The organism is Pseudomonas sp. NPDC078700 (genome assembly GCF_044542375.1).
Taxonomy (GTDB): Bacteria; Pseudomonadota; Gammaproteobacteria; order Pseudomonadales; family Pseudomonadaceae; genus Aquipseudomonas.
The window spans coordinates 92,945-117,935 of record NZ_JBITUI010000003.1; the positions used below are offsets into that span (position 1 = coordinate 92,945).

A 24,991-nucleotide genomic window follows, 5' to 3' on the forward strand; every position below is an offset into this window, starting at 1 on the left:
GCTATTACAACAGATATTCATCGGGTGCTTGCGGCAACTCCAATATAAGTTGCTGCAAAGCATTGCCCCATTGCTGGCGAATACCTTGGTAATAGGCATCATCTGAACTGACACGGAATCCAGTGGGTACTTCAAGGCTGTCAGCCTTGTAGACCAACACGTCCAATGGCATACCCACGGAAATATTACTGCGAATAGTCGAGTCAAAAGAAATCAAGGCAGTCAACAATGCATGCTGCAGACTTACACTGCTATCTAAGGAGCGATCGAGAACGGGTTTGCCATATTTACTTTCGCCAATCTGAAAGTAAGGCGTGTCCTCAGTTGCCGCAATGAAGTTACCCTGCGGATAAATATTATAGAGTTCTGGTGGCTCGCCCCTTACCTGACCCCCGACAATAAACGAACAGCTCAGATCGACGCCTTGCATCATCACGCCATTACCATCACGGGCCATAACCTCGCGCATGGTTTCGCTTACGAGCGAGGTTGCCTGGTAAATATTCATGACACTATGTAGGTTGATGCCCTCACCGTTTAAGCGTTGCCGTAACAGACTGATCACCGATTGTGAGGTGGCCAGATTACCCGCGGTTTGCAGGACAATAAGCCGCTCTCCAGGCACACCAAACACATGCAACTTACGAAAGGTGGCGATTTGATCTACCCCGGCATTAGTGCGTGAATCCGACACAAACACCAAGCCTTGCTCCAAGCTGATGCCAACGCAATAGGTCATATCTATTTCCTTCGTAAGATGAAAAAGCCCAGCGAATACTGGGCCTTTTTGTGTTGCAGTTTGACGGTGCAAACACTAGAGCAACGCTACTGGACCTGCACCATAAGAAGTGGCGAGACATCAACGTGAGCATGCATCTGCTCACTGCCACCACCACGACGCATGCCGCGCACCGGGCAGGCATCAAGATAATCAAGGCCAACCGCCAGCTTCAGGTGACGCTCGGGAAGGGTCAAGTTGTTGGTGATATCAAAGCTATACCAAGCACCGTCCAACCAGGCCTCAGCCCATGCGTGACTGGCAAGGTGGTCGCTATCATCGGTATACAAGTAACCTGAGACATAACGTGACGGCACACCCAGACTGCGTGCACAGGCTAGAAATGCATGGGCATGATCTTGGCAAACACCACAACCGGCGGCAAAAGCTTCAGCGGCGTTGGTTTCGGTGGTGGTCACCCCTTTCTGGTAGCGAATATGCGCGTTCAAGGCCTGCATCAAATCAATCATCGCAGTACGGTCACGTCGGGTTTTGCATTGCACTTGTGCAAACTCGCGCAAGGCTTCATCCGCCTCGGTTAAACGGGTAACCCGCAAGAAAGGCAACGCGGACTGCTGCTCATGTTCGGATTCACAGGTGATGTCGATGTCCACCTGCCCTTGAGCACCGATAACGATGTTGTCATGGGGCACATCAACCGTCAGCACATGCAAAATATTGCCATAGGGGTCGCGCTGAGCACGCACCGGGCGAGGCAAGTTCAGCTCCCAGTTAAGTACTTTTTGCCGCTCACTTTGCTGCGGCGTAATGCGCAGGTACTGAATGCTGGAACGCACTTGTTGGTCATAGTGGTAGGTGGTGTCGTGGCTAATGGACAGTCTCATGCGACCTCCAGATAAGAGCTTTGAATGGCTTGGCCCAGCTCACGGATCAGCAGAATTAAATCATTCAGCCAGGTGTGCAGGCCTTCGTCCAACACTTCGTCAATGGTGGTGTAGCGCAAACGCGCTTCAAGCTCTGCTGCCAGACGTTGCGCCGGACGACCGTTGTCACCGGGCAAACTACTTAGCATCGAATACAGCTCTTCTGTGCACGAACGCAGTGAGCGTGGAACCTCTGGGCGCAGCAGCAACAGCTCAGATACTTTGCGTGCGCCCGGCGATCCACGATAGATCTCGGCAAACGCCTCAAATGAAGACAGCGCACGCAGTAATGCTGTCCATTGATAATAACTCCGGGCTGAGCGACCTTCGATTTCGTCGATATCCTCACCTAACAACTCGTAGCGAGCATCAAGCAGGCGCAAGGTGTTATCGGCACGCTCGATAAAGGTTCCCAGGCGAATAAACCGATAGGCCTCACCGCGCATGATGGTGCCGAATGTTGCTCCGCGAAACAGGTGCGAACGCTCCTTGACCCACTCACAAAAATGGCTGATGCCGTACCGGCCAATGCCCTGCTGGGCAATGTCGCGAATCTCGAGCCAACTGGCGTTGATGTTCTCCCACATGTCCGCGGTTATGCGTCCACGCACGGCATGGGCGTTGACCCTCGCGGCTTGAAGGCAGCAATAAATACTCGCTGGATTATTGGCATCCAGGCCAAAGAAGTTGAGCATACGCTCGGCATGCATTTCGCCGTTCTGCTCGAGATACTCTTCAAGGGTGCCGGTAATAATCAGCGGCATGGCTAATTCATCAAGACCATTTCCGTGGTCATCTTGCGGCATCAATGACAGCGAATAACTGACTTCAAGCATGCGCGCGAGATTCTCGGCACGTTCCAGGTAACGCGACATCCAGTACAGGTTGGAGGCAGTCGTACTGAGCATAATTAGTCCCCCACTATCCATGTGTCTTTGGTTCCGCCGCCTTGTGACGAGTTCACCACAAGTGAACCTTCACGCAAGGCAACACGGGTCAGTCCGCCGGGCACCAGCCGCGTTTCCCGGCCCGACAATACAAACGGACGCAAGTCGATGTGGCGCGGTGCGATACCACTCTCGACAAAGGTTGGGCAGGTCGACAGCGACAAAGTCGGCTGAGCAATATAGGCCTCTGGCCGGGCTATCAAGCGGGCGCGGAACTCTTCGATCTGCGCCTTGGTTGAAGCAGGCCCGACTAACATGCCGTAGCCGCCAGAGCCTTGTGTCTCCTTAACCACCAGGTCAGGCAGATTGGCCAATACGTGTGACAAATCCTTGGGCTTGCGGCACTGCCAGGTCGGCACATTCTTCAGAATCGGTTCTTCTGACAAATAGAAACGGATCATTTCATCGACATAAGGGTAAATCGACTTGTCGTCCGCAACGCCTGTGCCCACGGCATTTGCCAGCACCACATTACCCGAACGATAGCTTGCGAGCAGCCCTGGCACACCCAGCATCGAGTCGGGGTTAAAAGCCAGGGGGTCAAGGAAGGCGTCATCGAGACGGCGGTAAATCACATCTACCGGTTTCGCACCTGCTGTGGTGCGCATATACACCTTGTCATCGCGTACAAATAAGTCGGCCCCTTCGACCAACTCAACGCCCATCTCGCGGGCCAAAAATGCATGCTCAAAATAAGCACTGTTAAAGCGCCCGGGCGTCAGCACCACCACCGTTGGATTTTCCATCGGGCTGGAAGACTTGAGGGTATCGAGCAACATGTTCGGGTAGTGATTGATGGGTGCGACGCGCTGAGCGGCAAACAGCTCAGGGAACAGGCGCATCATCATTTTGCGGTCTTCGAGCATATAGCTCACACCGCTTGGCGTGCGTAAGTTGTCCTCAAGCACGTAGTAACTGCCATCACCGTCGCGCACTAAGTCAACGCCGGAGATGTGTGAGTAGATATTGCGGTGCAGATCCAATCCTTGCATCGCCAACTGATAGCCTTCGTTCGCCAGCACTTGTTCAGGTGGGACAATGCCAGCTTTAAGAATGCGCTGGTCGTGATAGATATCGGCAAGAAACATGTTCAGCGCTTGCACACGCTGGATGCAACCACGCTCAACGATGCGCCATTCACTGGCTGGAATACTGCGGGGAATAATGTCGAAGGGAATTAATCGCTCAGTGCCTTGATCGTCACCATAGAGCGTAAAGGTGATGCCTGCACGGTGAAACAGCAAGTCAGCTTCGCGTCGACGCTGTGCCAGTACATCGCTGGGCGTTTCTGCCAACCAACGGGTAAATTCCCGATAATGAGAACGGCACTCGCCATTCGCTAAGTACATTTCGTCATAAAAGGTGTGGGCCATGCCTAACTCCTTGTCACCCAATGTTCCATAGCACTGCAAAGCCCGAGCCAGCTGATATTTTTATTAAAAATCAAACACTTAATTATTAAGCAAAAATATCAGGCACCGAAACAGTGCGACGTATTAAATGCCTCAGCGGTTCCTGCGCCAAGGCGAAGCATTCTCCTTTTGGTTTTTTATCTGCCCTACCATTTAAATATAGACAACGCTGAAGCAGTTAATTCAAACCGTTTAGCTGAACATCAAGGCCTGATGCCTTATTCAACCAGTGACGATAAAAGCCTTCTGCCACTTGGTTCAGTGCGGCAACCTTGTGATTGAGCCCATCCAACATGAACTCAAGTGACTGCTGACTTGGCTGGCTGACATCCAGTAAATGCGACCAGTCACGCAACCATTGACTGACTAACGCTTCGGTCATTTCAGGGTGCCCCTGCAATGCCAATACCTTATCGCCCCATGCGAATGCTTGATTTTGACACCATTGATTACTCAGCAACGGCTCGGCACCATCAGGCAAAGCAAAGGTATCCCCGTGCCACTGAAAAATATCAAACCGCTCAGGAAGGTGTGCGAGCCAGGGACTCTGCTCTGCTCCCGCAACAATATCCATGGCTTGCCAACCACTTTCGGTATAGGTCATTTTGCTGATTCGCGCACCCAATGCCTTAGCCAATAACTGGCCTCCCAGACAATGGCCCAGCAGCGGGATATCGCGCTTGATAAAGTGCCGGATCGCACTGATTTCTGTCTGCAGCCAAGGTAAGGGGTCGTTAACGCTCATGGGGCCACCCATAATCGCAACGGCTTTAGGACGGTCCAGGTCGTAACCATCAAGTTCATTAAGGTCGGCACGTAACTCGATAAAAGTGAGTTGCGCGTCATCAAGCACCTTTGCCAAATGCCCCGGTGTGCAGTAGTCGATATGGGTAATAATCAGAATGTCGGCCATACACCCTCCTTTGCGCCAGTCTCGCGCAATAACCGGTTTGAGGTCGATAGGTATTTGGAAAAGAAGGCTGATCTAAACGTCGGCCAACCTCTGTTAGCCGACGTGTACTGCTTGGTCGTTAGATAGCAGCGTCAATCAACGGGCAATAAATCCTTGCGCTCCTGAGTGACGCCCCAACCTTCAAGCTTGCCACCCAGCGGATGCACGACTGAGCCCAGGTCCTGCTCAAAATCACCGATGCCGTAATAGGTCGCGAACATTACTTTGCTGACCTGTAAGTGCCAGACACCATCTTCACGGGGTGTGACCTGCGCATTAAGGGATTCACCACGAAAGTTTGTGGCCGCCATTCGGGCCCGTTCCTCGTCGGGAAAAATGGCGTAGAACTCAATGGGATGAAAGCGCGCGAAATCGAAACCACCCTCTTTCATGCGCTTTAGGACGTTGCTGCTGACATCATCTTGCATGACTATGCTCATGATACGATCTCCTCAGGCGATGGTTGGATGCTGCTCTTCCATTGCAACCGCTTGAACCTCAGCGGTGTCGCGACACCTATTAGCGTGTCGCCCGAGTATCAACAAAGTGCAAACTAGGTCCTGACTGATGAGTCGTAGGTTTGGAGTGGATCCAAACCTTTAAGACGCTGCTTTTTAGAACGCGATGTCCCTCCTTTGTTACACGCCTCTCAAAGTGATTTATTCGCAAGCGTCTGTTGCAGAATAGCGCTGTAGAAAAAATTATGCATGCTTTGCTTACAGCGTGTGACAAAACCATGACGACACGCCAAGCATTCAAGCCGCTTCCAGTCCGCTACTTGCGACTCAACAAGCGCATGCTCAGGCGTGACATCCATGCCGGTGAGATCTGGCCCGCCCAATACATCAACTTAAATTGTAGGCTTATGGGCCGGTGTACAGCATGGCTATCAACCTGCTGCCATACGGCGTTGGCTATTTCAGCGGCCTCCAAGTTCACCCCTAAGCGTGACAACGTGGCGGGCGCATGCTGCTGACTGCTGACCATTGGAGTATTAACAAAAGGCGGCATCAGATCTGCGACCCTAATCCCGTGACGCTCCCACTCCAGATCCAGCGCCTCGGTGAACCCGCGAATCGCAAATTTTGAGGCCGAATAGGTTGCCATTTCTGGGACGCCATAGAGCCCGGATGCCGAGCCCATATTGATAACTTGCGCATTGTGGGTGGCTTTGAGATAGCTAAATGCAGCGTGGGTCATATTGCAGACGCCCATTACATTTATCTGCATGATGCGCAGGTGTTCAGCCTGTTCAATTTCTTCGAAATAGCCAAACCGCAAAATACCCGCGCAGTTGAAGAGTAAACGCAGTTGACCATTATGCAGGGCGCAAAACGCAGCCAAGGCAGGCCGCACCTGATCAATATCGGTCACATCAAGTTGCTGATACCAACAACCACCCAATTCCGCGGACAAGCGGGCCAAGGCCTCGCTGTTAATATCCAGCAGCCCCACCTGCCAGCCTCGCGAATGAAATAAGCGAGCAGTTGCTGCGCCAATGCCAGAAGCAGCGCCCGTGATCAAAATATTATTATTGTTCATTAAAGTCCTTGTTCGCTGATAAAGCTGACAATACGTGCAAGTGCATAATCAGATGATTTGAGTAGCCCCGCATGGGCCTGAAATACGTGCCAGACACCTGGATAAAGCTCTAGGCGAACATCAACACCGGCAGCTTTAAGCCGCTGTTCAAGACGCAAACTGTCATTAAGCAGTAACTCTTGCTCTGCGACCTGAATCAGCACAGGTGGTAACCCGCTCAGATCAGCATAGACAGGCGATACATCCGGGCTTGTCGCGGATACAGCCTCAGGTAGATAGAGTTTTCGGGATTGCTCCAGCCAGGCTTTAGAGAGCATGGGGTCGCCCGATTCTGGTGTATGCAGACGCTCAAGGCTGAAGTCGGTCAAGGGTGACAAGCAGACCATGGCTTTAGGCAGTGCCAGACCCAATTTACGTAAATGCAGCACCGTAGCCAGGGTCAGATTGCCGCCAGCTGAGTCGCCAGCAATAATGATTTTTTGGGGGTCAAAACCTTGTTCCAACAAGCCTTGATAAGCGGCTACTGCATCGTCTCGCGCTGCAGGAAACACCGACTCAGGAGCCAAGCGGTAATTAAGCGCACAAAGCTGAACCTGGGCCTTGCTCATCAGTGTTTTGCAAATAGCTCGATGTGTGTGCGCGCCCCCAATCAGATAGGCACCGCCGTGCAAATACATAATGATGCTATCACTCGGTTCAGCAGGCATATACCACTCACATGTGCGACCCGCTAAAGTGCTTTTACGGCGAGTGCCAAGCGTTTTAACCAAATGTGGCACGGTCAAGGCAGTAACCAGCCCACGCTGAATCGCGATCGGCACTGGCGGCCGGACTAAACCGCGAAAGACCAGGCAGAGCAGCCCGCGCAACAGTGCGCGCGCAAGCGGTTGAGCTTCAGCCGGAGGCGTGAAATGTGTAGGCATGGTTTCATAGTCCTGCAGGTCCGGGGCTCGAGTCATTCGCCGATAGTTAAAGGTGTAACCCGGCCAGTTATTGGTGTTCTTGCCTGAGGCTGTCTGGTACCAACTGGTGCACCCTTGATCCCACACTGTGCGGTGGATTGCGCTTTGCACCCTGGCATTGAACTGGCGTTGCACCAGCGGCTTAACATCCAGGGCCTTCAAGCTTGAGCGCTCCAGCGCATCTATGCAGCCGAGTACATAGCGGAACTGGCTCTCGAGCATGTAAATAATCGAGTTATGGCCCAAGTTGGTATTGGGCCCATACAGCAGGAACAGGTTAGGAAAACCACTGACGCTAATGCCTTTGTAGGCCTCTGCCCCCTCGCGCCATGATTGATTCAGATCCCGGCCTTGCAGTCCTGTAATTTTCATCGGTGACAAGAAGTCAGTAGCCGCAAATCCGGTACCGTATATAAGGACATCGCAGGGATGAGCAACACCATCATCGGTGATCACTGCATCGCTGCTGATCGCTTTGATACCCGCACTGACCACACTGACATTGGTTTTGCTCAGCGCCGGGTAATAATCGTTACTGATCAAGATTCGCTTACAGCCCATTGGGTAATCAGGCATCAGCTGGCGGCGCAACCCAGGGTCGCTAATACCTCGCGCCAGGGTACGTTCAAAGCTTAAGCGCATGCCTTTAAGCAGCACTGGAAATGATACAAACGCCAGTGCACGTGACTCATGCTGAATATATTTAAGGCCCCGATCAACTTTCTGCAGCCAGCTGAAACGGCGCATGATTGCCAATTCCCACGGCCGGTAGGCACGGTCAGGCTTAGGGATCACATAGGCCGCTGAGCGCTGGAACAGGGTCAGATGAGCTACATCCGGCTGAATTTGCGGCACAAATTGAATAGCCGATGCGCCCGTGCCGACAACCGCGACCCGCTTACCACTCAGGTCGATATCATGGCGCCAGCGCGCCGAGTGGAAAGTTACGCCCGTAAAGCTGTCATGACCCGGTATCGAGGGATAAGCGGGTTGGTTGAGCTGCCCGCAGGCACTGACGAGTATGTGCGCAATGAATTGCTCACCACTGCGTAAGGAAACCTGCCATTGGGACTGCTCGGCATCATACACAGCACTCGCCACCTCACTGTTAAAGCGGATGTGCCGACCGAGCTGATATTTATCCGCACAGTGCTCAATGTAGCTGCGGATTTCTGCTTGCGGGGCGAACTTACGGGTCCAGTCCAGCTTGGGTTCAAAAGAGAAAGAATACAAATGCGATGGCACATCACAGGCGGCGCCAGGGTAACTATTATCACGCCAGGTGCCACCCACCTCCTCTGCCTTCTCCAGTATTAGAAAGTCATCAATGCCTGCCTTTTGCAGCTGTATGGCGAGGCCCAGCCCGGCAAAACCACTTCCAATAATGAGGATGCGCACATTCGCGCATGTTTCGGCTTTCTTATGCATTGTTATAGGCCCAGTGTGCTGACATGAGCAGTGCAGAACTGCTTTCCATTTCCTCCCAGCGTTATGACATAGCCGATTGGTCGAGTGGGAACATGCAGAAATATCGTCCTGCAAAATGACAGATATGCCGCATTAGTCAGCCGAAAATTTGCATAACTGTTCTTACAGCCGGGTATAACCGGCTCCAGATCCAACTTCAGGCAGGCATAAAAAAACGCACTTATTCGTGCGTTTTTTTAAGGTCGTTAACAGTGCGGGTTGTGGTTTATTTTTGGTTGAGGCTGTCCTTCACCCCGGCACTGTTATCCAGCAGGCTCTTGGTCGCGGTTTGTATAAAAGCTTCCAGGTCCTTTTGCAGCAGAGGGTCGATATCCGTATGCAAACGTGTTGCACTTGGCTTAGCCCCTAGCTGGTACTCGTAGAGGCGTGGTTCAAAACCTTTCGGCTGAATCAAAATTCGCTCAGGGGTCACGATTGCAACTGTTTGCTCCCCGCCAGATGGCTTAATAACACCCATGCCCTCATCTCCTTCTGGCAGATTGAGCAGATCCCTGCCCCAACACTGATGACGCACTTCACCGCCAAGACGGCCCATGATGGTGGGCACGATATCAATCTGAGTACCAACGTGATGATTGACCTTGCCGAATTTCTCTTGGATACCCGGCGCAATCAAGAGTAGCGGCACGTTGAAGCGGAATAGATCCATCTCGGTTAGCTGTTCGTCACTGCCAAAACCATGGTCACCTACGATAACAAACAAGGTGTCTTTGTAGTATTTGGACTTCTTGGCTTTCTCGAAAAACTGACCCAAGGCCCAATCCGAATAACGCATGGCTGTCAGGTGTTGATCGGTGGAGCCGTGACCGGTGACAGGTTCAACCGGCAAGTTTTCAGGCAGCGCATAGGGCGTATGGTTGGATAAGGTTTGCAGCAAGGCATAGAAGGGTTTGTCTTTACCGGCAAAGTTTTTGTCCAGCTCTGCTGCACCACGGTCAAACATGTCTTGGTCAGACACACCCCAAGTTTTATCCATGTAGACCGGGTCTACAAAGTCTTCACGGCCAATAAAGTTGGTCATGCCCTGGTTACTGAAGAAACCCGATTGGTTGTCCCACTGAAAGTTACCGTTATAGACATACAGGTCGTTGTAACCCCGGGCACTGAGCAACTGCGGCAAGCCCGAGAATTGGTGCGCGCCTTCTGGCGTACGCATCAAGTATTCAAAGCTTGGCAAGTTCGGGAAGCAGGCCATGGTCGCAAACATACCCTGGTGGGTGTGAGTGCCGTTGGAGAAGAAACGATCAAACAGCAGGCCTTCTTCGGCCAATTTGTCGAAATACGGGGTGATATTGCTGCGACCTCCCAGCGCACCGACATAATGCCCGGCGAAGCTTTCCATCAGAATGACCACCACGTTTTTCACCGGCAAGGTATTGTCGGCAGGCGGGGTGAAATCACGGCGAATGGCAGCGGTGTCAGCATCCACTAACTTGTCATGTGGCGTGAGCAGCATTTTGCGCACGGCTGCCAAGGCCTCCTCGTCTGGCATGGTTGATTTCCATGCATTGTCACGGTGCGAAGAAAAGCTCGCCATGGCCGCTGAGGTCAAGGTCAGGGTGCCATTGAGGCCCAGTTGGTTAGCAAACATTGAGTCGGTGGTGTAAGCATCACCCCAACGCAAAGGCGGGCCTTGACGCAAATGGCCGCGCGCAGCGATAACCGCAACCAGCAAGCACACCACGAACACCGACCCACGCAGATACCAAGCCGGGGCTTTTGTCGACGTATTGGCCGAGGCTTTTGGTCGGCTCAGCACGTCCAATGCTTTAAACAACTTGGCCAATAACCAGGTTGCTATGGCCCAAGCAATCAAATAACGCGCCACTGGAAAACCATTCCAGATCATGCTCATGACGGTCTTGGTGTCTTCTTGGAAGTATTGGAAAACCAGGCTATTCAAGCGCTGATGAAACTCCCGGTAGAAATCCAGCTCGGTAATCCCAAGGAACAATGTGACGCTGGCGAAGAAGGTCAACCAGGCGCAATGAAAACCACGGGCAGTCATCGCCTTGACACTGAGCAACGACAACAACAACGGTGCGCAGGCATACACCACCAAGCGCAAGTCAAAACGAAAACCGTTGTAGAACGCTTCGATAAAATTCGAGACGGGCGCATCGTCAATCAATTCGCGGTTATAAACCAGCAACGCCACACGCAATAATGCGTAAATGATTAACAGCGCAGCAGCGCTAAGTGCTGTAAAAGCCAAGTGGCTTTTAATCGTTGGCCTGAACCTTGCCGCAGCAGGTGACTCAGTCTTGTTAACGTTGGTAGCCATGTAATTCCGGATCCGTTAGGCAATCATTTATCGCTGAAGTCAGCACGTCAGTTTATATGTAATACACACCGCAACAGGCGCCTTTAAACGCGACGCCAAAGCGCACAACAGAATGCGTGAATGGATTCAACACAGGTAGACACTGACTGTCTCGAGATGTTCTGGGGCGTGCAAGGCCATGCGGCAAAGCGATGATGAGAATAAATCAACCCGACGGCTTAAAGTGTGAAAATTCTGTCGTTTAGTTAATTTTTCTAATCCTCGCACTGGCACAATTTGTTTCCGCGCAACGGGCAAGTACAAAAAAGGGCCTGAGCCGGCCCTTTTAAACAGCTTAACAATTACTCGATACAGTCATTGCTCGGTTTATTGATCGCTTGCAATACATACTGCGGCAACGCAAATGCGCCAATGTGAATCGCCGGGTTGTAATAACGGGTGACGATGCCGCTACCAGTGAAACGAGCGCACAGGGTTTCCAGCGAGACTTTTCGATAGGCGGGGTCAGTACTGCCCCAAGCGAAGGTCATGCTGCCACCGATGTAGGTGGGCACTGCGGCCATGTAAAAATGCCAGTCGCTGAACAGCCCATTCATCCGCCCTGCGGTTGTTTGCACTTCAGAGAGTTGCATAAATGGCGTGCCGTTTTGGGTCACCAAGATACCGCCATCATTTAAACAACGCCGGCAAGCTTGGTAGAAGTTGTCAGAAAACAGCACCTCGCCCGGACCAATCGGGTCGGTTGAGTCAGAGATGATTACATCAAACTTCTCTTCAGTGGTTGCGACAAACCGCATGCCGTCATCGATGACCAGATTCAGCCGTGAATCTTCATAGGCGCCACCTGAGTGATTGGGCAAAAACTCTTTACACATGTCCACTACAGTGCCGTCAATCTCGACCATGGTGATATGTTCAACCGTATCGTGCTTGCACACTTCACGCAGCATCCCACCATCACCACCCCCGATGATCAGTACACGCTTGGCCAGGCCATGGGCGAGAATCGGAACATGGGTGAGCATCTCATGGTAGATAAACTCATCCGCTTCGGTGGTTTGAATGACCCCATCCAATGCCATCACTCTACCCATACGGGCGTTCTCAAAGATCACCAAGTGCTGATGCTCGGTGCGAACTTCATGCAACAGTTTATCCATGGCGAAGCGTTGGCCGTAGCCTGGGTAGAGGGTTTCTTGGTAATCAGTCATGGGCGTGCTCCTAGCAAATTCAGAACATGTCTGACACGCGCAGCAAGGCGAATGTCAAAAAAAAACGTCGAAATCAGGTGTCGCGCCAGACGATTAAGCCCGCGCAATGAATGGCCATTAAGGCGGCCAAATAAACTCAGGCCGCTATTCTACGTTGCGCCCTATGACAGGTCGAACCTCTATTCGGTATAAGGCTGACAAAATACCTGGGCAGGGTTATTGTCGAGCGATGGATACCTCAAACGTCACAACGGTTTTACTGGCTTACAATGCGCCGTGGCATTGGCAACAGTTTCATGCGCATTTTGCATTGCGCAAACTGCTCGGTGTTGAGCACCTGAGTGACAATAGCTACACGCGCAGCTTCCAGCTGGGCGCGTATGCTGGCTGGTTTAAGGTTGAGCCGCAGACTGAGCAAAATGCGCTCAAGCTCAGCGTCAGTGAGTCTGCACGTGGCTGCCTGGATCAATTGATCCCGCGTGTTCGTAAAATGTTTGATCTGGACGCAGACCCACTGGCGATAGCGAAACATTTTAGCGCGGACCCACATGTCGCTGATCTGGTCAAAGGTAATCCTGGCCTGCGCCTGCCCACTGCATTTGATCCGTTTGAGCAAGCGGTACGCGCCATTGTAGGCCAGCAGGTCACGGTTAAAGCTGCCGTGACAGTGACAGGTCGATTAGTCAGCCGCTTAGGCGAGCCTTTGGCGGGTACAAACCCTGAGGGCATTGAGCGTCTATTTCCACAACCGCAGGCGATCGCCGAAGCGAACCTTGAAGGTATCGGCATGCCTGGTAAACGCGTGCAAACCCTGCAATATTTCGCTGGGCAAATCGCCAACGGTGAATTGCAACTTAACATGCAGCAGGGTTATCTCTCACTCGTTGAAACCCTCTGCGCGCTTCCCGGTATCGGCCCCTGGACGGCCGAGTACATTGCATTGCGTGCATTTGGCGAGCCCGATGCCTTTCCGGCAAGCGACTTGGGGCTACTTAAAGCCCCGGTCTGGGGAGCCCAAGGAATCAATGCCAAACAGCTACATGCCCTTGCTGAAAGCTGGCGTCCTTGGCGCGCCTATGCGGCAGCGCATTTATGGCAAAACTATTCAGAGGTATGAGCGTGTTTTATCGTTATCACGAAACCCCTATCGGCCGCATTTTCCTCAGTGGCGACATCGGCGGCTTGCAGCAGTTGCTAATGGATACAGAGCGGCATTCGTGGCACATAGCCGAAGATTGGCAACTTGCAGGCAAGCAGTTCGATAATGTTTGCCGGCAACTCGATGAATACTTTGCCGGACGCCGCCAGGTCTTTGAACTGCCACTGGCACCCCAAGGAACCGCGTTTCAGCAAAGCGTATGGAAAGCCCTGCAAAAAATTCCTTATGGCCAAACCAGTTATTACAGCCGGCTCGCCGAACAATTGGGCAAGCCTAAAGCAGTCCGTGCTGTCGGCACGGCCAATGGTGCAAACCCAATCTCGGTGATCATTCCTTGCCACCGAGTCATTGGCCGCGACGGTAGCCTCACAGGCTATGCTGGGGGCCTGCATCGTAAAGCTCAGCTACTCACGCTGGAAGGTGCGTCATTCCCTGAGCAAACTCGATTATCTTTATAGTTTGACGTTGCCGCGCGGCCCCATAAGCGCCCAGATAATCAAGCCAATCACTGGCAGCAGCAGCACCAGAATGACCCACAATATTTTCTTGCCGGTTTCTGCATTGCTCTTGACGATACTGATGATTGCCCAGATATCCAATGCCAAAATTATCAGTGCGACAATGTTAGAGAGCATGTGTTTTATCCTTAATTTGGGTTAACTCTCTGAGCATAGACCGCAATTTAAAATAAACCCGCCCCCACTGATTGCGGATAAAACTATGATTTGTGCTTCGTGACCAAAGTAGACTTTGAATATTGAGGTAGAGCCATGACAACAACTGAAGTGTATGGCAATGCTGATGCTTCCTACCAAGCGGCAGGCGCAATTAATGGCATTCGCCAACTTGTCGATGACTTTTACATGCTGCTCGACACCGAACCGGTTGCGCGGGATATACGCGCCATGCACCCCGCCAGCCTGGATATGGCACGAGACAAACTGGCATGCTTTCTCAGTGGCTGGCTAGGTGGCCCCAGACTGTATAGCGAAAAATACGGTTCAATCTCGATCCCGGTCTTTCATGCACAGTGGCCCATCGACCAAGCCCACAGCGAAGCTTGGCTGCACTGCATGACGCTGGCAATCGCCCGGCAAAACTATTCGGCGTCCTTTGCCGAATACCTGCTACGTCAACTGCGCATACCTGCACAACGCGTGGTCCAGGCCAGCAGTAATCGCCGCGCCGCGCAACAGACCTGGCGCTAAGCACGCCAGGCCTGAACACCATTAGCGAGGACCACCCTGCTGCTGCAACTGCTGCAAACGTGGGTCATTCGGCGCAACCTGTTGCATGCGCTGATAGTATTGAGCCGCCTTTTCACGATTGCCTGAAGTTGCATTCAAAAACAGCAATGCATAGAGCACATCTGGGTCATTGGGATTTAGCGCAATGCTGGCCTCAAGGGCTTTTACCGCCTGCTCCGGGTGTTTGAGCTGCATATTGAGCAGCCCTTGGTTATACAGGATTCGTGGATTATCAGGCAGTTCCAGCGCGGCAACATTCATCCACTTTAAAGCCTCCTCCTGCTGCCCGGCTTCAACCAGCAACAATGCAAACATATAGGCTAAATTGCCGTGATCGCCCTTGGGCATATCCGGCAAGTCCAAGCCTTCGCGCAAGGTTTTGATGGCTTCATCCTGGCGCAAGTTATTGTTTGCCAGAGTGACCAAATTAACCCGTGCAGGTGAGAAGTACGGGTCAAGCTTCAAAGCTTCGCGGTACTGCTCAAGCGCTTCGAGTACACGCCCTTGGCGCTCCATAAGAACCGCAAGGTTAAGCCGATTGCCGGGCAAGTCGGCGTTGGCGCGCAAGCGCTTTTCATAATCTTGCAAGGCTGCTTTGTAGTCATCACGACGCTCCTTCGGCATGGCGATAGACGGGATGCCGGCCAGCGCACGAACAGCCTCATCTCTAACCGCTAGGTGCGGGTCATCCATAAGCGGCAGCAGGTGCTTGACGCGATCGACCGGGCTCATTCCCACAAAGCCAGACGCTGCACTTGCGCGCACCCAGGCGCTGTCATCTTTTAGCGCAGGCTCAAGGGCTGAGACCGCAGGTGCACCCATGTTTGCAAGTTGCTCCGCTGCAGTTGCACGAACAATTTCAGTCTTGCCCAAATCACCAATAATGCCCGCCAGTTGACTGATTGAGTCAGGATGGCCTTGCCGTACACTCTGAAACGCTTCACCGGAGTGCGTAGGCAATCCGGGCTCACCAAACCAGCCCTTGATGGCCTCGGCGGCCCACTTCGGCTTTTGATCGGTATGGCATGCCGTGCAGGCGTCAGGGCTGCCGGTTATTTCATCTAAGTCAGGACGCGGAATACGCAGGCTGTGGTCCCGGCGCGGATCAACAACCATATATGTCTTGGTCGGCATATGGCAATTGACGCACTGCGCCCCGGCCGAGCCCACAGGGTGATGGTGGTGTTCTGGGCTATCGTAGTTTTTCGCTTGCAGACTTGGAAACCGTTTAGGCGGGGTTTGCGTGTGGCACTGCAGGCATAGGCCATTGCCTTCAATCTTGACCTTATTACTATGCGGGTTGTGACAATCAGTGCAGGTCACACCTGCCGCAAACATTTTACTTTGAGTGAATGAGCCATAGACATAGACCTCGCCGTCAATCTGGCCATCAGCGTGATAAAGGTCCGGACGCAAAGTTGATGGCAGCATCGCGTCTAGCAGTGGCTTACCCGGCTGCGGACCTACGCCAAGGCCTTGTCGACGGCTGTGGCAACGCGCACATTGCTCAACAAGCCCATGGCTGCCCAGTTTTTTGAAATCCACTGGCAAGCCGATGTCGGCGACCGAGTTGTAATCCTGCTCAGTCGGCGATTGTTGTTTAGCCTTGCTTGCCCAATCGACATGGGCCTGACCTGGACCATGGCAGCTTTGACAACCGACATTCTGCTCATGCCAAGTCGTGGCGAATGAGTCGGTTTTGTCATCGTAGTTTTTTTGCAGATTACTCGAGTGGCAGTCTGCACACATGGCATTCCAATTCTGGTAGCGCCCGGTCCAATGCAAGGCATCATTGGGGGTGAATTTTTGCCCCGGATACAATGAAAACCAACGCTGTCCACCTGCAGCCTTGGTGCGGGAATCCCAAGCGATAGTAAGGCTTTGCAAGCGGCCGCGATCTAACTCGATCAGGTATTGTTGCAGCGGATCATGTCCAAAGGTGTAGGCAATCTGAAAGTCTTTGAGCTTGCCGTCCTCGCCCTCAATATTGACGAAGTACTTGTTGTCACGCTTAAAAAAACGCGCCTGGACATCGCCATCTTTGAATGTCGCGTTATTAAAGTTACCCAGTACATATTCAGCTGTTGCCTTACGCATCGCCCATGCATGATCAGAGTCTTTCCAATCTTTGACTTGCTGGGTGTGGCAAGCATCGCAAGTGCCTTCTGGCGCATAGCCTTCGGCCTGTTTTGCCACCCCTGGCGTTAGCGTTTGATCTGCGAGCAAGGGTGTATTTCCCAGCACAACCAACAGAAAACCAATGAACAAAGCACGGACGTAAAGCAAAAGATGATCCTTATTATGAACCGGAGGCTAAACCAGGTAATTATCTGTGCGTCAGACCGCTGATTGAATAGTCACTTGATGGTCTTTGCAAGCGTTACCCAATGGCAAAAGACCTGCCAAGGCCATGAAAATGTAAAACAATTGGTAACTTGACAATTTACGACATGATGCGACTATCAGTGCCATCTTCAAAATTTACCTTCCTGACCCATACCAATAAATGGCCCGACTATGACCGACTTTGCCCGTGCTTCCTCGCTGTCCGGTTATCACGCGTTTGCCCTTAGCAAAGGGCTCAACCCGGTTGAGTTACTGGCTGAGGCAAAATTGCCAAGCGATATGTTAAACAGTCAGGAAACGATGATTTCGTACCGTAAGTTCGTCAATTTACTCAACATCAGCGCCTTGAAATGCAATGACCCTTTATTTGGTTTGCACTACGGCCTGCATCAAGGCATCAGTGTATTTGGCCCCCTAATTTACCTCATCCGTAACGCTCGCACTGTAGGCGATGCCTTACATGACCTCGGTAATTATTTCCACCTGCACATGGGGGCCGCCGAGGTACGGATTGAGGTTCAAGGTAACCACATCTTGTTGTGCTACCACACTGAAGATCAAAACCTCGTAGGCTTGCCTCAGGCGGCTGAACTGGCAATTTCTGTTGGTGCGCAGCTAATGCGAACCTTGCTCGGCGCGCGTTGGCAACCCCAGGGGGTGTTATTACAGCATGCCGCACTTGCAAGTTCGAACAACTACCGACGTGCCTGGGATGTTACGCCCCAGTTCAACAGCCCCTACAACGCCTGGTTATTTGATGCCAAGTTACTCGACATCCCCTTAAGCTCTGCCGATGAAGAGTTGCATAAGCTTTTGCAGGCGCACCTCGACAATCTCGATGAACTGCAAATTAATGAACTGCCCAGTTATGTGCAGCAACTGTTGCGTAATTTTTTGCCCAATGGTCGCGTCACTATTGAGCAGATCGCTGATTATATGATGCTCAGCACACGGACCTTACAACGCTACTTAGCGGAGGAAGGCACGTCCTTTCAGAACCTGCTCGATCAGACCCGCCAGTCTTTGGCGACCCGCTACCTGCGTGACTCATCGACAAGCCTGACCCAGCTTGCCGAACTCTTGGGTTATTCTGAACTCAGTGCTTTTTCACGCGCCTTTCAGCGGTGGACTGGAGTAAGCCCACGCGAATGGAAAAAACAAAATACTCAACAACGATTAACGCCACGCCTTCGAGCAACATCAAAACGCCAGCACTGACTGAACCACAGTCCAAGCTTTAGCCAGTTTCTATCAGCGAACCTAAGGAACCTCTGAAAAACTACTGCGCTAGGTATTACGGCGTTAAAAATCTGCTCAAAATGCTCATTTAGGACAACTAAACTGCGCTTTTTCGCATCTTTTTGCCTTGTACTCCCGTCGCTCGCTACCTTTTTCAGAGGATCCCTAATTGCATGCGACCAATGTGTCGCCCTCGGCTTTAAACAACCTAATCAGATAACGCAGATTAATCCGTAGGCAGTTGAGACCCAAGTTAACGGTCGGTTTTATTGTGACTATTTGTCTTTAATCTCGGCACAACGCTCGACAAGCGCACGATTGTGCATATTATTCATGCAGTTGCTGTGTTCATCACGACGACGTCGCCCATCACGCTAATACGGGTAAAAATACAGACCTTAATGCTCGCGCGTTAAACAAAGCTATAAGGGACGCAACCCCTTGGCTGTTTTCAGTACCCAATGATTTCTTATGCCCAATTGCATTTACAGGAGTAATACATGCGTAGAGTTATCCTTACCACGCTGGGTTTGGCGGTCGCTTGTTCTGCGCAAGCCTTCGACCGTATACCTAAGAAGGATGGTTTTAGTGGTTATGTCTATCTTGGTGCCAGCACTAACCGCATGGAAAGTAATACGGTTGCGACCTTGGGCGGCACTGATGTCAGCGACAGCCATATTGATTCTTTAAACAGCTCGCCCGACAGCAAGAGCTTTAGCAAAATCCTTCCGGCGTTTGGCCTATCTTATAAACTGCAAGGCAGCCGCACCGAGTTTTTCGGCGGTACTGAACTTGAAGACTTCCTGACCCAAGACGGCACGCTTGCCCTCGGCGTTCGCCAAGGCATTGGCCAGATGGGCAACCTCAGCGCCAGCTTTTTGGCCTCGACCCCGGTTGAAGTCTGGGAAGACCCCTATTTGGTCAACGGCAAGCGCAAAGAAACCGACCGCACCAGCAGCGGCGCACGGGTGGCTTGGGAGCACATTTTTCAATCCGACTTTGATGTGACCCTCACCCACCGCAAAATAGACATCGACGACGAAAATAGCGGTGAGGCATTGGGCCTGACGCCCGCTCAGCGTGACTTGCTGGACCGTGAAGGCGACGAAAACAAAGTCGATGTGCGTTATGTCTGGGGTATCGGCACTGATCACATCGTGATCCCGACCCTGAGCTACATCAACCGTGACCTCGATGGCGATGCCATGGCCATGGACGGTTATCAGCTGGAGTTGAACTACGCGTACACCGGTTTTGATCGTTGGGAGTTGGTGACCAACTTGACGGCGGGCCATCTGGAAAGCGATGACGACAACCCGATCTACGATAAAAAAACTGATCTGGACCGCATGGGTATCTCGCTTGCGGCCACCTACAAAGAGCCGTTCGGCCTGAAAAACTGGCGTGCCCGTGTCGTGGCCAACTACGGCGAAGAAGACAGCAACGTCGACTTCTATGACACCAGCATCAAGAGCTTAAGCTTGGGTATGCTCTACAACTTCTAAGGCGTACAAAACTGTACCGGGCAAGCGGTGTTGAGCCCTTGCCCGGTACAACCCGATCAACTTAAAGCAACAACTACCCTGCCAACCATCTGCCCTTCGAGCAATTTGGCCAACGCCTCAGGCGCTTGCTCAAGGCTAATTTCAGTCACCAAAGAATCCAGCGTATCGAGCTTCCACTCATTTGCCAGCTTGTGCCAAGCTGCGGCTTTTACCGACAACGGCAGCTCAACTGAGTCAACCCCCAGCAAGTTAACCCCGCGCAGAATAAACGGCAGCACAGTGCCTGCCATATCGACACCTGCGGTTAAACCACACGCCGCGACGCTCGCGCCATAGCGCAACGATTTGACCACGTTACACAATATGGCACCGCCAACCGTATCGACTGCACCGCCCCATTGCTCCTTGAGCATCGGCCGCTCAGTACCTTGCTGTAAATCGCTGCGCAGCACCACTTCGCTCGCACCCAAGGCTTTAAGGAAGTCACTCTGCCAGGCCTTGCCCGTTGAGGCTGTAACGCTGTAACCCAGCTTAGTCAGCAATGACACAGCAACAGTACCAACGCCGCCAGTCGCACCTGTGACCAGAATCGGGCCAGACTCAGGCATCACGCCTGCCGACTGTAACTTATCAATGCACAGCGCAGCCGTCAGGCCAGCAGTGCCCAAGACCATCGATTCACGCAAGGTCAGGCCTTCAGGGCGTTTAATCGCCCAGGCTGCGGGGATGCGAATGTATTGAGCCAAGCCGCCGGAAGTATTCATGCCGAGGTCATAGCCAGTGACGATCACTTCATCTCCGTCCCTGAAACCACTAACACTTGAGCGTTCAACAATGCCTGCGGCATCAATGCCTGGGGTATGCGGAAAATGCTTGGTTACGGCTTTGCTACCACTGGCTGACAAGGCATCTTTGAAGTTGACCGAAGAGTACTTAACCCGGATTAACAACTCACCCGCCGGCAAATCGTCCATGTAGCGCTGAACGACCACTTGCTCGAATTTCCCTTCAGCGTTCTGGCGTGCAACCAATGCACTAAATGTACTCATCGCAATTCTCCAAAGTTTTTAGATGGTCAGCGTAGTAACAACTGCTTTTCACAATCGGGTCCGAACGGCGCCAGAACTACAGGCTTTTGTAAACAAAGCGGTAGCGCGGATTACCAGAAACGTTGTTGAGTGAGACGGCTCAACCAATTCAATACAAAGCGATCGAGCGCCACGCTTGCACCAATTCCAACACGTTCTTGCAGGCTTTTTTTCTGGGAAAAATGCAAATGAAACAGGTCCGCTTGTTTAGCACGATTGGCCAAGTATTCATCACTGGTTTTCAACTCATCAACCAAACGCTTCTCTTGAGCAGCCATGCCTAACCAGACTTCACCCGTGGCGATTGCATCAATATCGAGCTGCGGCCGATACCGCGAGACAAAGCCCTTGAACAGCTCATGAGTGGTTTCCAAGTCATGCTGAAACTTCTCGCGGCCCTTATCGGTATTTTCACCAAACACAGTCAACGTGCGCTTGTATTCACCGGCAGTCAGGACTTCAAAATCAATTTCATGTTTCTTCAGCAAGCGGTGCACATTGGGTAACTGAGCAACCACGCCAATAGAGCCGAGAATCGCAAAGGGCGCAGATATTATTTTCTCGCCTATGCACGCCATCATGTAACCACCGCTGGCGGCCACTTTGTCGATGCAAATGGTCAATGGCACACCCGCATCACGAATCCGCACCAACTGAGAGGATGCCAAACCATAGCTGTGAACCATACCGCCACCGCTTTCCAGGCGCACAACGACTTCATCCTGTGGTGTCGCAAGACTCAACAGCGCGGTTATTTCGTGGCGCAAATTGTCGGTTGCCGAAGCCTTGATATCGCCATCGAAATCCAGCACGAAGACCCGGGACTTTGTCGAAGGTGATTTTTTTTCCTGCTTGGCGGTCTTGGCCTCCGCCTTATGCAGTTGTTTGAGTTGGTCCTTGGTTAAAACGGCCTCTTCTAGCCCATGACGCAGTTGTTTGTAGAAGTCATTGAGCTTTTTGATCTGCAAATGCCCTGGCGCACGTCGGCCTTTGCTGCGCGCCGCACCTATGGCGACCAATACCACCAGAATTGCCACCACCAAGGTGACAGTTTTGGCTAAGAACCCTGCGTAATCGGCAAGAAAATCCACGTCATCCCCTCAAAATATATTCAAAACCACACTGCATAGTGCACCCATGAAAAACCCTCATAAGCACCCTAGTTGTAGATTGATCAAGCATACCGATCTCCCTCGATAACGCCTAGCAACAGGGTTTATTCCCTCCATCCAGATCACAGCGACTAATGCCAACCCATACAGCAGAGCTCAAGTGCTAGGCCAGGCGTATGCCATCAGCTATTACAGTCAAAGGGTTATGGTATAGCGCCATGCCCAGTAATTTCGCGGCGAGCAAAGCGGTGCAACATAGAGATTCAAACAAGCGTATGTTTTTTCGTTGACAGTATCCCTGTGAAGCTCATACCCTCGCTAAACTTCAACGTACCTGGATACCAGCGCACGTGGGCAAAATTTACCTGATTCGACATGGTCAAGCCTCTTTTGGCACCGATGATTACGACGTGTTGTCGCCAATCGGAATCCGTCAGGCTGAAATCGTAGGCGCACACTTAGCCGCGCAAGGCGTCAGCCTTGATCGCTGCATTAGCGGCAACCTACGACGTCAACAACATACGGCTAACTCGGCTATGGCTGAGTTAAGTAAAGCGGGCGATGCGGCTCCGCATTTGCAGATTGACCCAGCCTTTAATGAGTTTGACGCAGACGCGGTTATCCGTGCCCTGCTTCCCGACATTTTGCCGGAAGAACCCCAAGCGCTGGAGGTCCTACGCAACGCCAAACAGCAACGCAGCGAATTTCAACGTTTGTTTGCCAAGCTGATCGGTCGTTGGATTAGCGGCGAATATGACAAACCTGAGCTGCAAAGCTGGACTGGCTTTGTCGCTCAAGTTGAGCAAGGGCTCAACCGTTTACTCGATAGCGCCCACGACAAAGAAAGTATTGCGGTGTTTACCTCAGGCGGAACAATAACCGCCCTGCTCCACCTGATCACCGGAATACGCCCAGATAAAGCCTTTGAGCTGAACTGGCAAATTGTTAACAGCTCACTTAGTTGCCTGAGATTTCGCGGTAAACAAGTGAGCCTGGCTTCCTTCAACAGCAATGTGCATTTAATGCTGGAGAGGACCCCAGAACTCATCACCTATCGGTGAGATCTGGATTCATGCGCCCTAGGCGCAATAAAAACTTGAAAATAAAGGAACACACCATGAGCGTTGCAGACATTGTCCAAACCATGAATTCCAAGTTCAACGCCGGTGCCGCAGCTGGCCTGGACCTGGTCTTCCAGTTCAACATCGAAGATGGCGAAAACCACTACCTGGTCGTTAAAGACGGTACTTGTGCTGTTCACCAAGGCGAAAGCGCTGACGCCAACGTGACCCTGATCATGGACACCGAAACCCTGAAAGGCATCACCAGCGGCGAAACCGACGGCATGCAGGCCTTTATGGCTGGCAAGCTGCGCGCCGAAGGCGACATGATGCTGGCAATGAAACTGGGCGAACTGTTCCCAGTTTAATAACCGCTTGATGATTGTTTTGGCCTACGCCCAGTGCCTGGCACAGTATTAGTCATCAAGACAGTTATGCAGACACCCTTAAAACCGGAGCCCAGGCTCCGGTTTTTTTTCAACCAACAACCCCCAATACGCACAGAGAGCAGCAGCGAAAGGCCCAGTATTGGGGTCACATCAACAAGCACCATTGGACGCAAAAATCAGGCACCTTGATTAAGCAGAAACAACCCCATCTATAACGACGCGAATTGCTTGTAGGCGCGCAAACTCGGCATTAGATTAGTCAATAATCTCGGACCCTAATCATAAGTAAAAGGGATAAACATGGCGGTTACTGATCAGTCCACCCGTATTCGTGAAGGCGAAGAACTTGATGCGGCGACCATAGACAGCTACCTCAAGGCACATATTCCAGGCCTGAACGGCACGCCACAAATCAGCCAGTTTCCGGGCGGAGCCTCGAACCTGACGTACTTGCTTGAATACCCCGACAAAGAGTTTGTGTTGCGCCGTCCACCCCACGGTCACAAGGCCAAGTCAGCCCACGATATGGGCCGTGAGTTCCGCATTCTCAACCAGCTTAATGACGGCTTCCCATACTGCCCAAAAGCCTACGTGCACTGCACCGATGAAACGGTGATTGGCGCAGAGTTCTACGTTATGGAACGGGTCAACGGCATTATTTTGCGCTCAGACATTCCGGCCGAGCTTAATCTCGATGCTGAAAAAACCCGTCAGTTGTGCATGAGTTTCATCGACAAAATGGTCGATCTACACAACGTTGACTATAAGGCATGCGGCCTAGGTGATCTGGGCAAACCAGAGGGTTATGTTCAGCGCCAGACCAGCGGTTGGTCAGATCGCTATGAGAAAGCCTTAACACCTGACGCCCCACTCTGGGAGCCGGTTAAGGCTTGGCTGCGCGATAAGATGCCAGCAGACCACCATAAGCCGGCCATTGTGCACAATGATTATCGCTTCGATAACGTCATCCTCGACCCAAACAACCCAATGCAAATCATTGGCGTGCTTGACTGGGAACTGACCACCATTGGCGATCCGCTGATGGATCTTGGCAACACCCTGGCCTACTGGATTGAAGCTAAAGACTCAGCCCCCATGCAACTGATGCGTCGCCAACCGAGCAATGCTCCGGGGATGCTGACGCGCCAGGAGTTTGCCGATTACTACGCCGAGCGCGCCGGTATCAAAATCGACAGCATTGACTTCTATTACACCTACGGCTTGTTCCGTTTGGCGGGCATTGTCCAACAAATTTACTACCGTTTTTACCACGGACAGACTCAGGACAAGCGCTTTGCACAGTTCATTCACATGAACAAATTGCTGGAGCAAATGAGCCTGCAGGTCATCAATAAATCACAACTTTAAGCTGACCCCTTTTCAGG

The 24,991-nt window shown here is 52.1% G+C and carries 22 protein-coding genes; 8 read left to right on the forward strand and 14 right to left on the reverse strand.

Annotated features, from left to right (window positions below):
* Nucleotides 1–4: 4 nt before the first annotated feature.
* The 10 genes from ACIGCM_RS10840 to speE all read right to left on the reverse strand — a co-directional run bounded on the left by ACIGCM_RS10840 (nt 5) and on the right by speE (nt 12,460).
* Entirely contained in the window at nt 5–739 is a 735-nt protein-coding gene (locus tag ACIGCM_RS10840) for a peptidase (RefSeq protein WP_397502072.1), read from the reverse strand.
* A gap of 86 nt (nt 740–825) precedes the next feature.
* Nucleotides 826–1,623, reverse strand: a complete 798-nt coding sequence (locus ACIGCM_RS10845) for a transglutaminase domain-containing protein (protein ID WP_397502073.1) — start codon at nt 1,621–1,623, stop codon at nt 826–828.
* The gene (locus ACIGCM_RS10850) at nt 1,620–2,570 is read right to left on the reverse strand and encodes an alpha-E domain-containing protein (protein ID WP_397502074.1); all 951 of its coding nucleotides are present in this window, start codon (nt 2,568–2,570) and stop codon (nt 1,620–1,622) included. The genes ACIGCM_RS10845 and ACIGCM_RS10850 overlap by 4 nt, the downstream gene beginning before the upstream one ends.
* 2 nt (nt 2,571–2,572) lie before the next feature.
* Nucleotides 2,573–3,982, reverse strand: a complete 1,410-nt coding sequence (locus ACIGCM_RS10855) for a circularly permuted type 2 ATP-grasp protein (protein WP_397502075.1) — start codon at nt 3,980–3,982, stop codon at nt 2,573–2,575.
* 217 nt (nt 3,983–4,199) lie between these two features.
* Entirely contained in the window at nt 4,200–4,934 is a 735-nt protein-coding gene (locus ACIGCM_RS10860; protein ID WP_397502076.1) for a type 1 glutamine amidotransferase, read from the reverse strand.
* Between the two features lie 131 nt (nt 4,935–5,065).
* Nucleotides 5,066–5,413, reverse strand: coding sequence for a ribonuclease E inhibitor RraB (locus ACIGCM_RS10865; RefSeq protein ID WP_087516541.1), 348 nt, complete (start codon nt 5,411–5,413; stop codon nt 5,066–5,068).
* Between the two features lie 334 nt (nt 5,414–5,747).
* Nucleotides 5,748–6,515: an SDR family oxidoreductase gene (locus tag ACIGCM_RS10870; RefSeq protein WP_397502077.1), complete on the reverse strand. Its 768-nt coding sequence runs from the start codon at nt 6,513–6,515 to the stop codon at nt 5,748–5,750.
* Entirely contained in the window at nt 6,515–8,905 is a 2,391-nt protein-coding gene (locus ACIGCM_RS10875; RefSeq protein WP_397502078.1) for an alpha/beta hydrolase fold domain-containing protein, read from the reverse strand. The genes ACIGCM_RS10870 and ACIGCM_RS10875 overlap by 1 nt, the downstream gene beginning before the upstream one ends.
* Before the next feature lie 265 nt (nt 8,906–9,170).
* Nucleotides 9,171–11,249: an LTA synthase family protein gene (locus ACIGCM_RS10880; protein ID WP_397502079.1), complete on the reverse strand. Its 2,079-nt coding sequence runs from the start codon at nt 11,247–11,249 to the stop codon at nt 9,171–9,173.
* A gap of 341 nt (nt 11,250–11,590) precedes the next feature.
* Entirely contained in the window at nt 11,591–12,460 is an 870-nt protein-coding gene (gene speE / locus ACIGCM_RS10885) for a polyamine aminopropyltransferase (protein ID WP_397502080.1), read from the reverse strand.
* Nucleotides 12,461–12,689: 229 nt separating this feature from the next.
* On the opposite strand from speE, the gene ACIGCM_RS10890 reads away from it, so the two are divergent.
* Together ACIGCM_RS10890 and ACIGCM_RS10895 are read left to right on the forward strand one after the other, a co-directional pair.
* Nucleotides 12,690–13,577, forward strand: coding sequence for a DNA-3-methyladenine glycosylase family protein (locus ACIGCM_RS10890; protein WP_397502081.1), 888 nt, complete (start codon nt 12,690–12,692; stop codon nt 13,575–13,577).
* Nucleotides 13,578–13,579: 2 nt separating this feature from the next.
* The gene (locus tag ACIGCM_RS10895) at nt 13,580–14,077 is read left to right on the forward strand and encodes a methylated-DNA--[protein]-cysteine S-methyltransferase (protein WP_397502714.1); all 498 of its coding nucleotides are present in this window, start codon (nt 13,580–13,582) and stop codon (nt 14,075–14,077) included.
* Here the strand turns inward: ACIGCM_RS10895 and ACIGCM_RS10900 are convergent.
* Entirely contained in the window at nt 14,072–14,254 is a 183-nt protein-coding gene (locus tag ACIGCM_RS10900; protein ID WP_339488181.1) for a PLDc N-terminal domain-containing protein, read from the reverse strand. The genes ACIGCM_RS10895 and ACIGCM_RS10900 overlap by 6 nt on opposite strands.
* A 135-nt stretch (nt 14,255–14,389) precedes the next feature.
* On the opposite strand from ACIGCM_RS10900, the gene ACIGCM_RS10905 reads away from it, so the two are divergent.
* Nucleotides 14,390–14,827 (forward strand): group II truncated hemoglobin, encoded by a 438-nt coding sequence (locus tag ACIGCM_RS10905; protein ID WP_397502082.1) that lies wholly within the window; start codon nt 14,390–14,392, stop codon nt 14,825–14,827.
* Between the two features lie 21 nt (nt 14,828–14,848).
* On the opposite strand, the gene ACIGCM_RS10910 is transcribed toward ACIGCM_RS10905, so the two are convergent.
* Nucleotides 14,849–17,152, reverse strand: a complete 2,304-nt coding sequence (locus ACIGCM_RS10910; RefSeq protein ID WP_397502083.1) for a tetratricopeptide repeat protein — start codon at nt 17,150–17,152, stop codon at nt 14,849–14,851.
* 231 nt (nt 17,153–17,383) lie between these two features.
* Here ACIGCM_RS10910 and ACIGCM_RS10915 point away from each other — a divergent pair, with 231 nt between their 5' ends.
* Entirely contained in the window at nt 17,384–18,430 is a 1,047-nt protein-coding gene (locus tag ACIGCM_RS10915) for an AraC family transcriptional regulator (RefSeq protein WP_397502084.1), read from the forward strand.
* A gap of 521 nt (nt 18,431–18,951) precedes the next feature.
* Nucleotides 18,952–19,956, forward strand: coding sequence for a DUF2860 family protein (locus tag ACIGCM_RS10920; protein ID WP_397502085.1), 1,005 nt, complete (start codon nt 18,952–18,954; stop codon nt 19,954–19,956).
* Between the two features lie 56 nt (nt 19,957–20,012).
* On the opposite strand, the gene ACIGCM_RS10925 is transcribed toward ACIGCM_RS10920, so the two are convergent.
* Together ACIGCM_RS10925 and sohB are read right to left on the reverse strand one after the other, a co-directional pair.
* A complete protein-coding gene (locus ACIGCM_RS10925; protein ID WP_397502086.1) occupies nt 20,013–21,005 on the reverse strand; it encodes a YhdH/YhfP family quinone oxidoreductase in 993 nt (330 codons plus the stop codon).
* Between the two features lie 110 nt (nt 21,006–21,115).
* A complete protein-coding gene (gene sohB, locus ACIGCM_RS10930; RefSeq protein WP_397502087.1) occupies nt 21,116–22,135 on the reverse strand; it encodes a protease SohB in 1,020 nt (339 codons plus the stop codon).
* Nucleotides 22,136–22,506: 371 nt separating this feature from the next.
* Here sohB and ACIGCM_RS10935 point away from each other — a divergent pair, with 371 nt between their 5' ends.
* From ACIGCM_RS10935 to ACIGCM_RS10945, 3 genes are all read left to right on the forward strand, one after another.
* Entirely contained in the window at nt 22,507–23,217 is a 711-nt protein-coding gene (locus tag ACIGCM_RS10935; protein WP_397502088.1) for a histidine phosphatase family protein, read from the forward strand.
* A gap of 56 nt (nt 23,218–23,273) precedes the next feature.
* A complete protein-coding gene (locus tag ACIGCM_RS10940; protein WP_339488174.1) occupies nt 23,274–23,585 on the forward strand; it encodes an SCP2 sterol-binding domain-containing protein in 312 nt (103 codons plus the stop codon).
* A 321-nt stretch (nt 23,586–23,906) separates the two neighbouring features.
* Nucleotides 23,907–24,974: a phosphotransferase family protein gene (locus ACIGCM_RS10945; protein ID WP_397502089.1), complete on the forward strand. Its 1,068-nt coding sequence runs from the start codon at nt 23,907–23,909 to the stop codon at nt 24,972–24,974.
* The last annotated feature ends 17 nt before the right edge of the window (nt 24,975–24,991 follow it).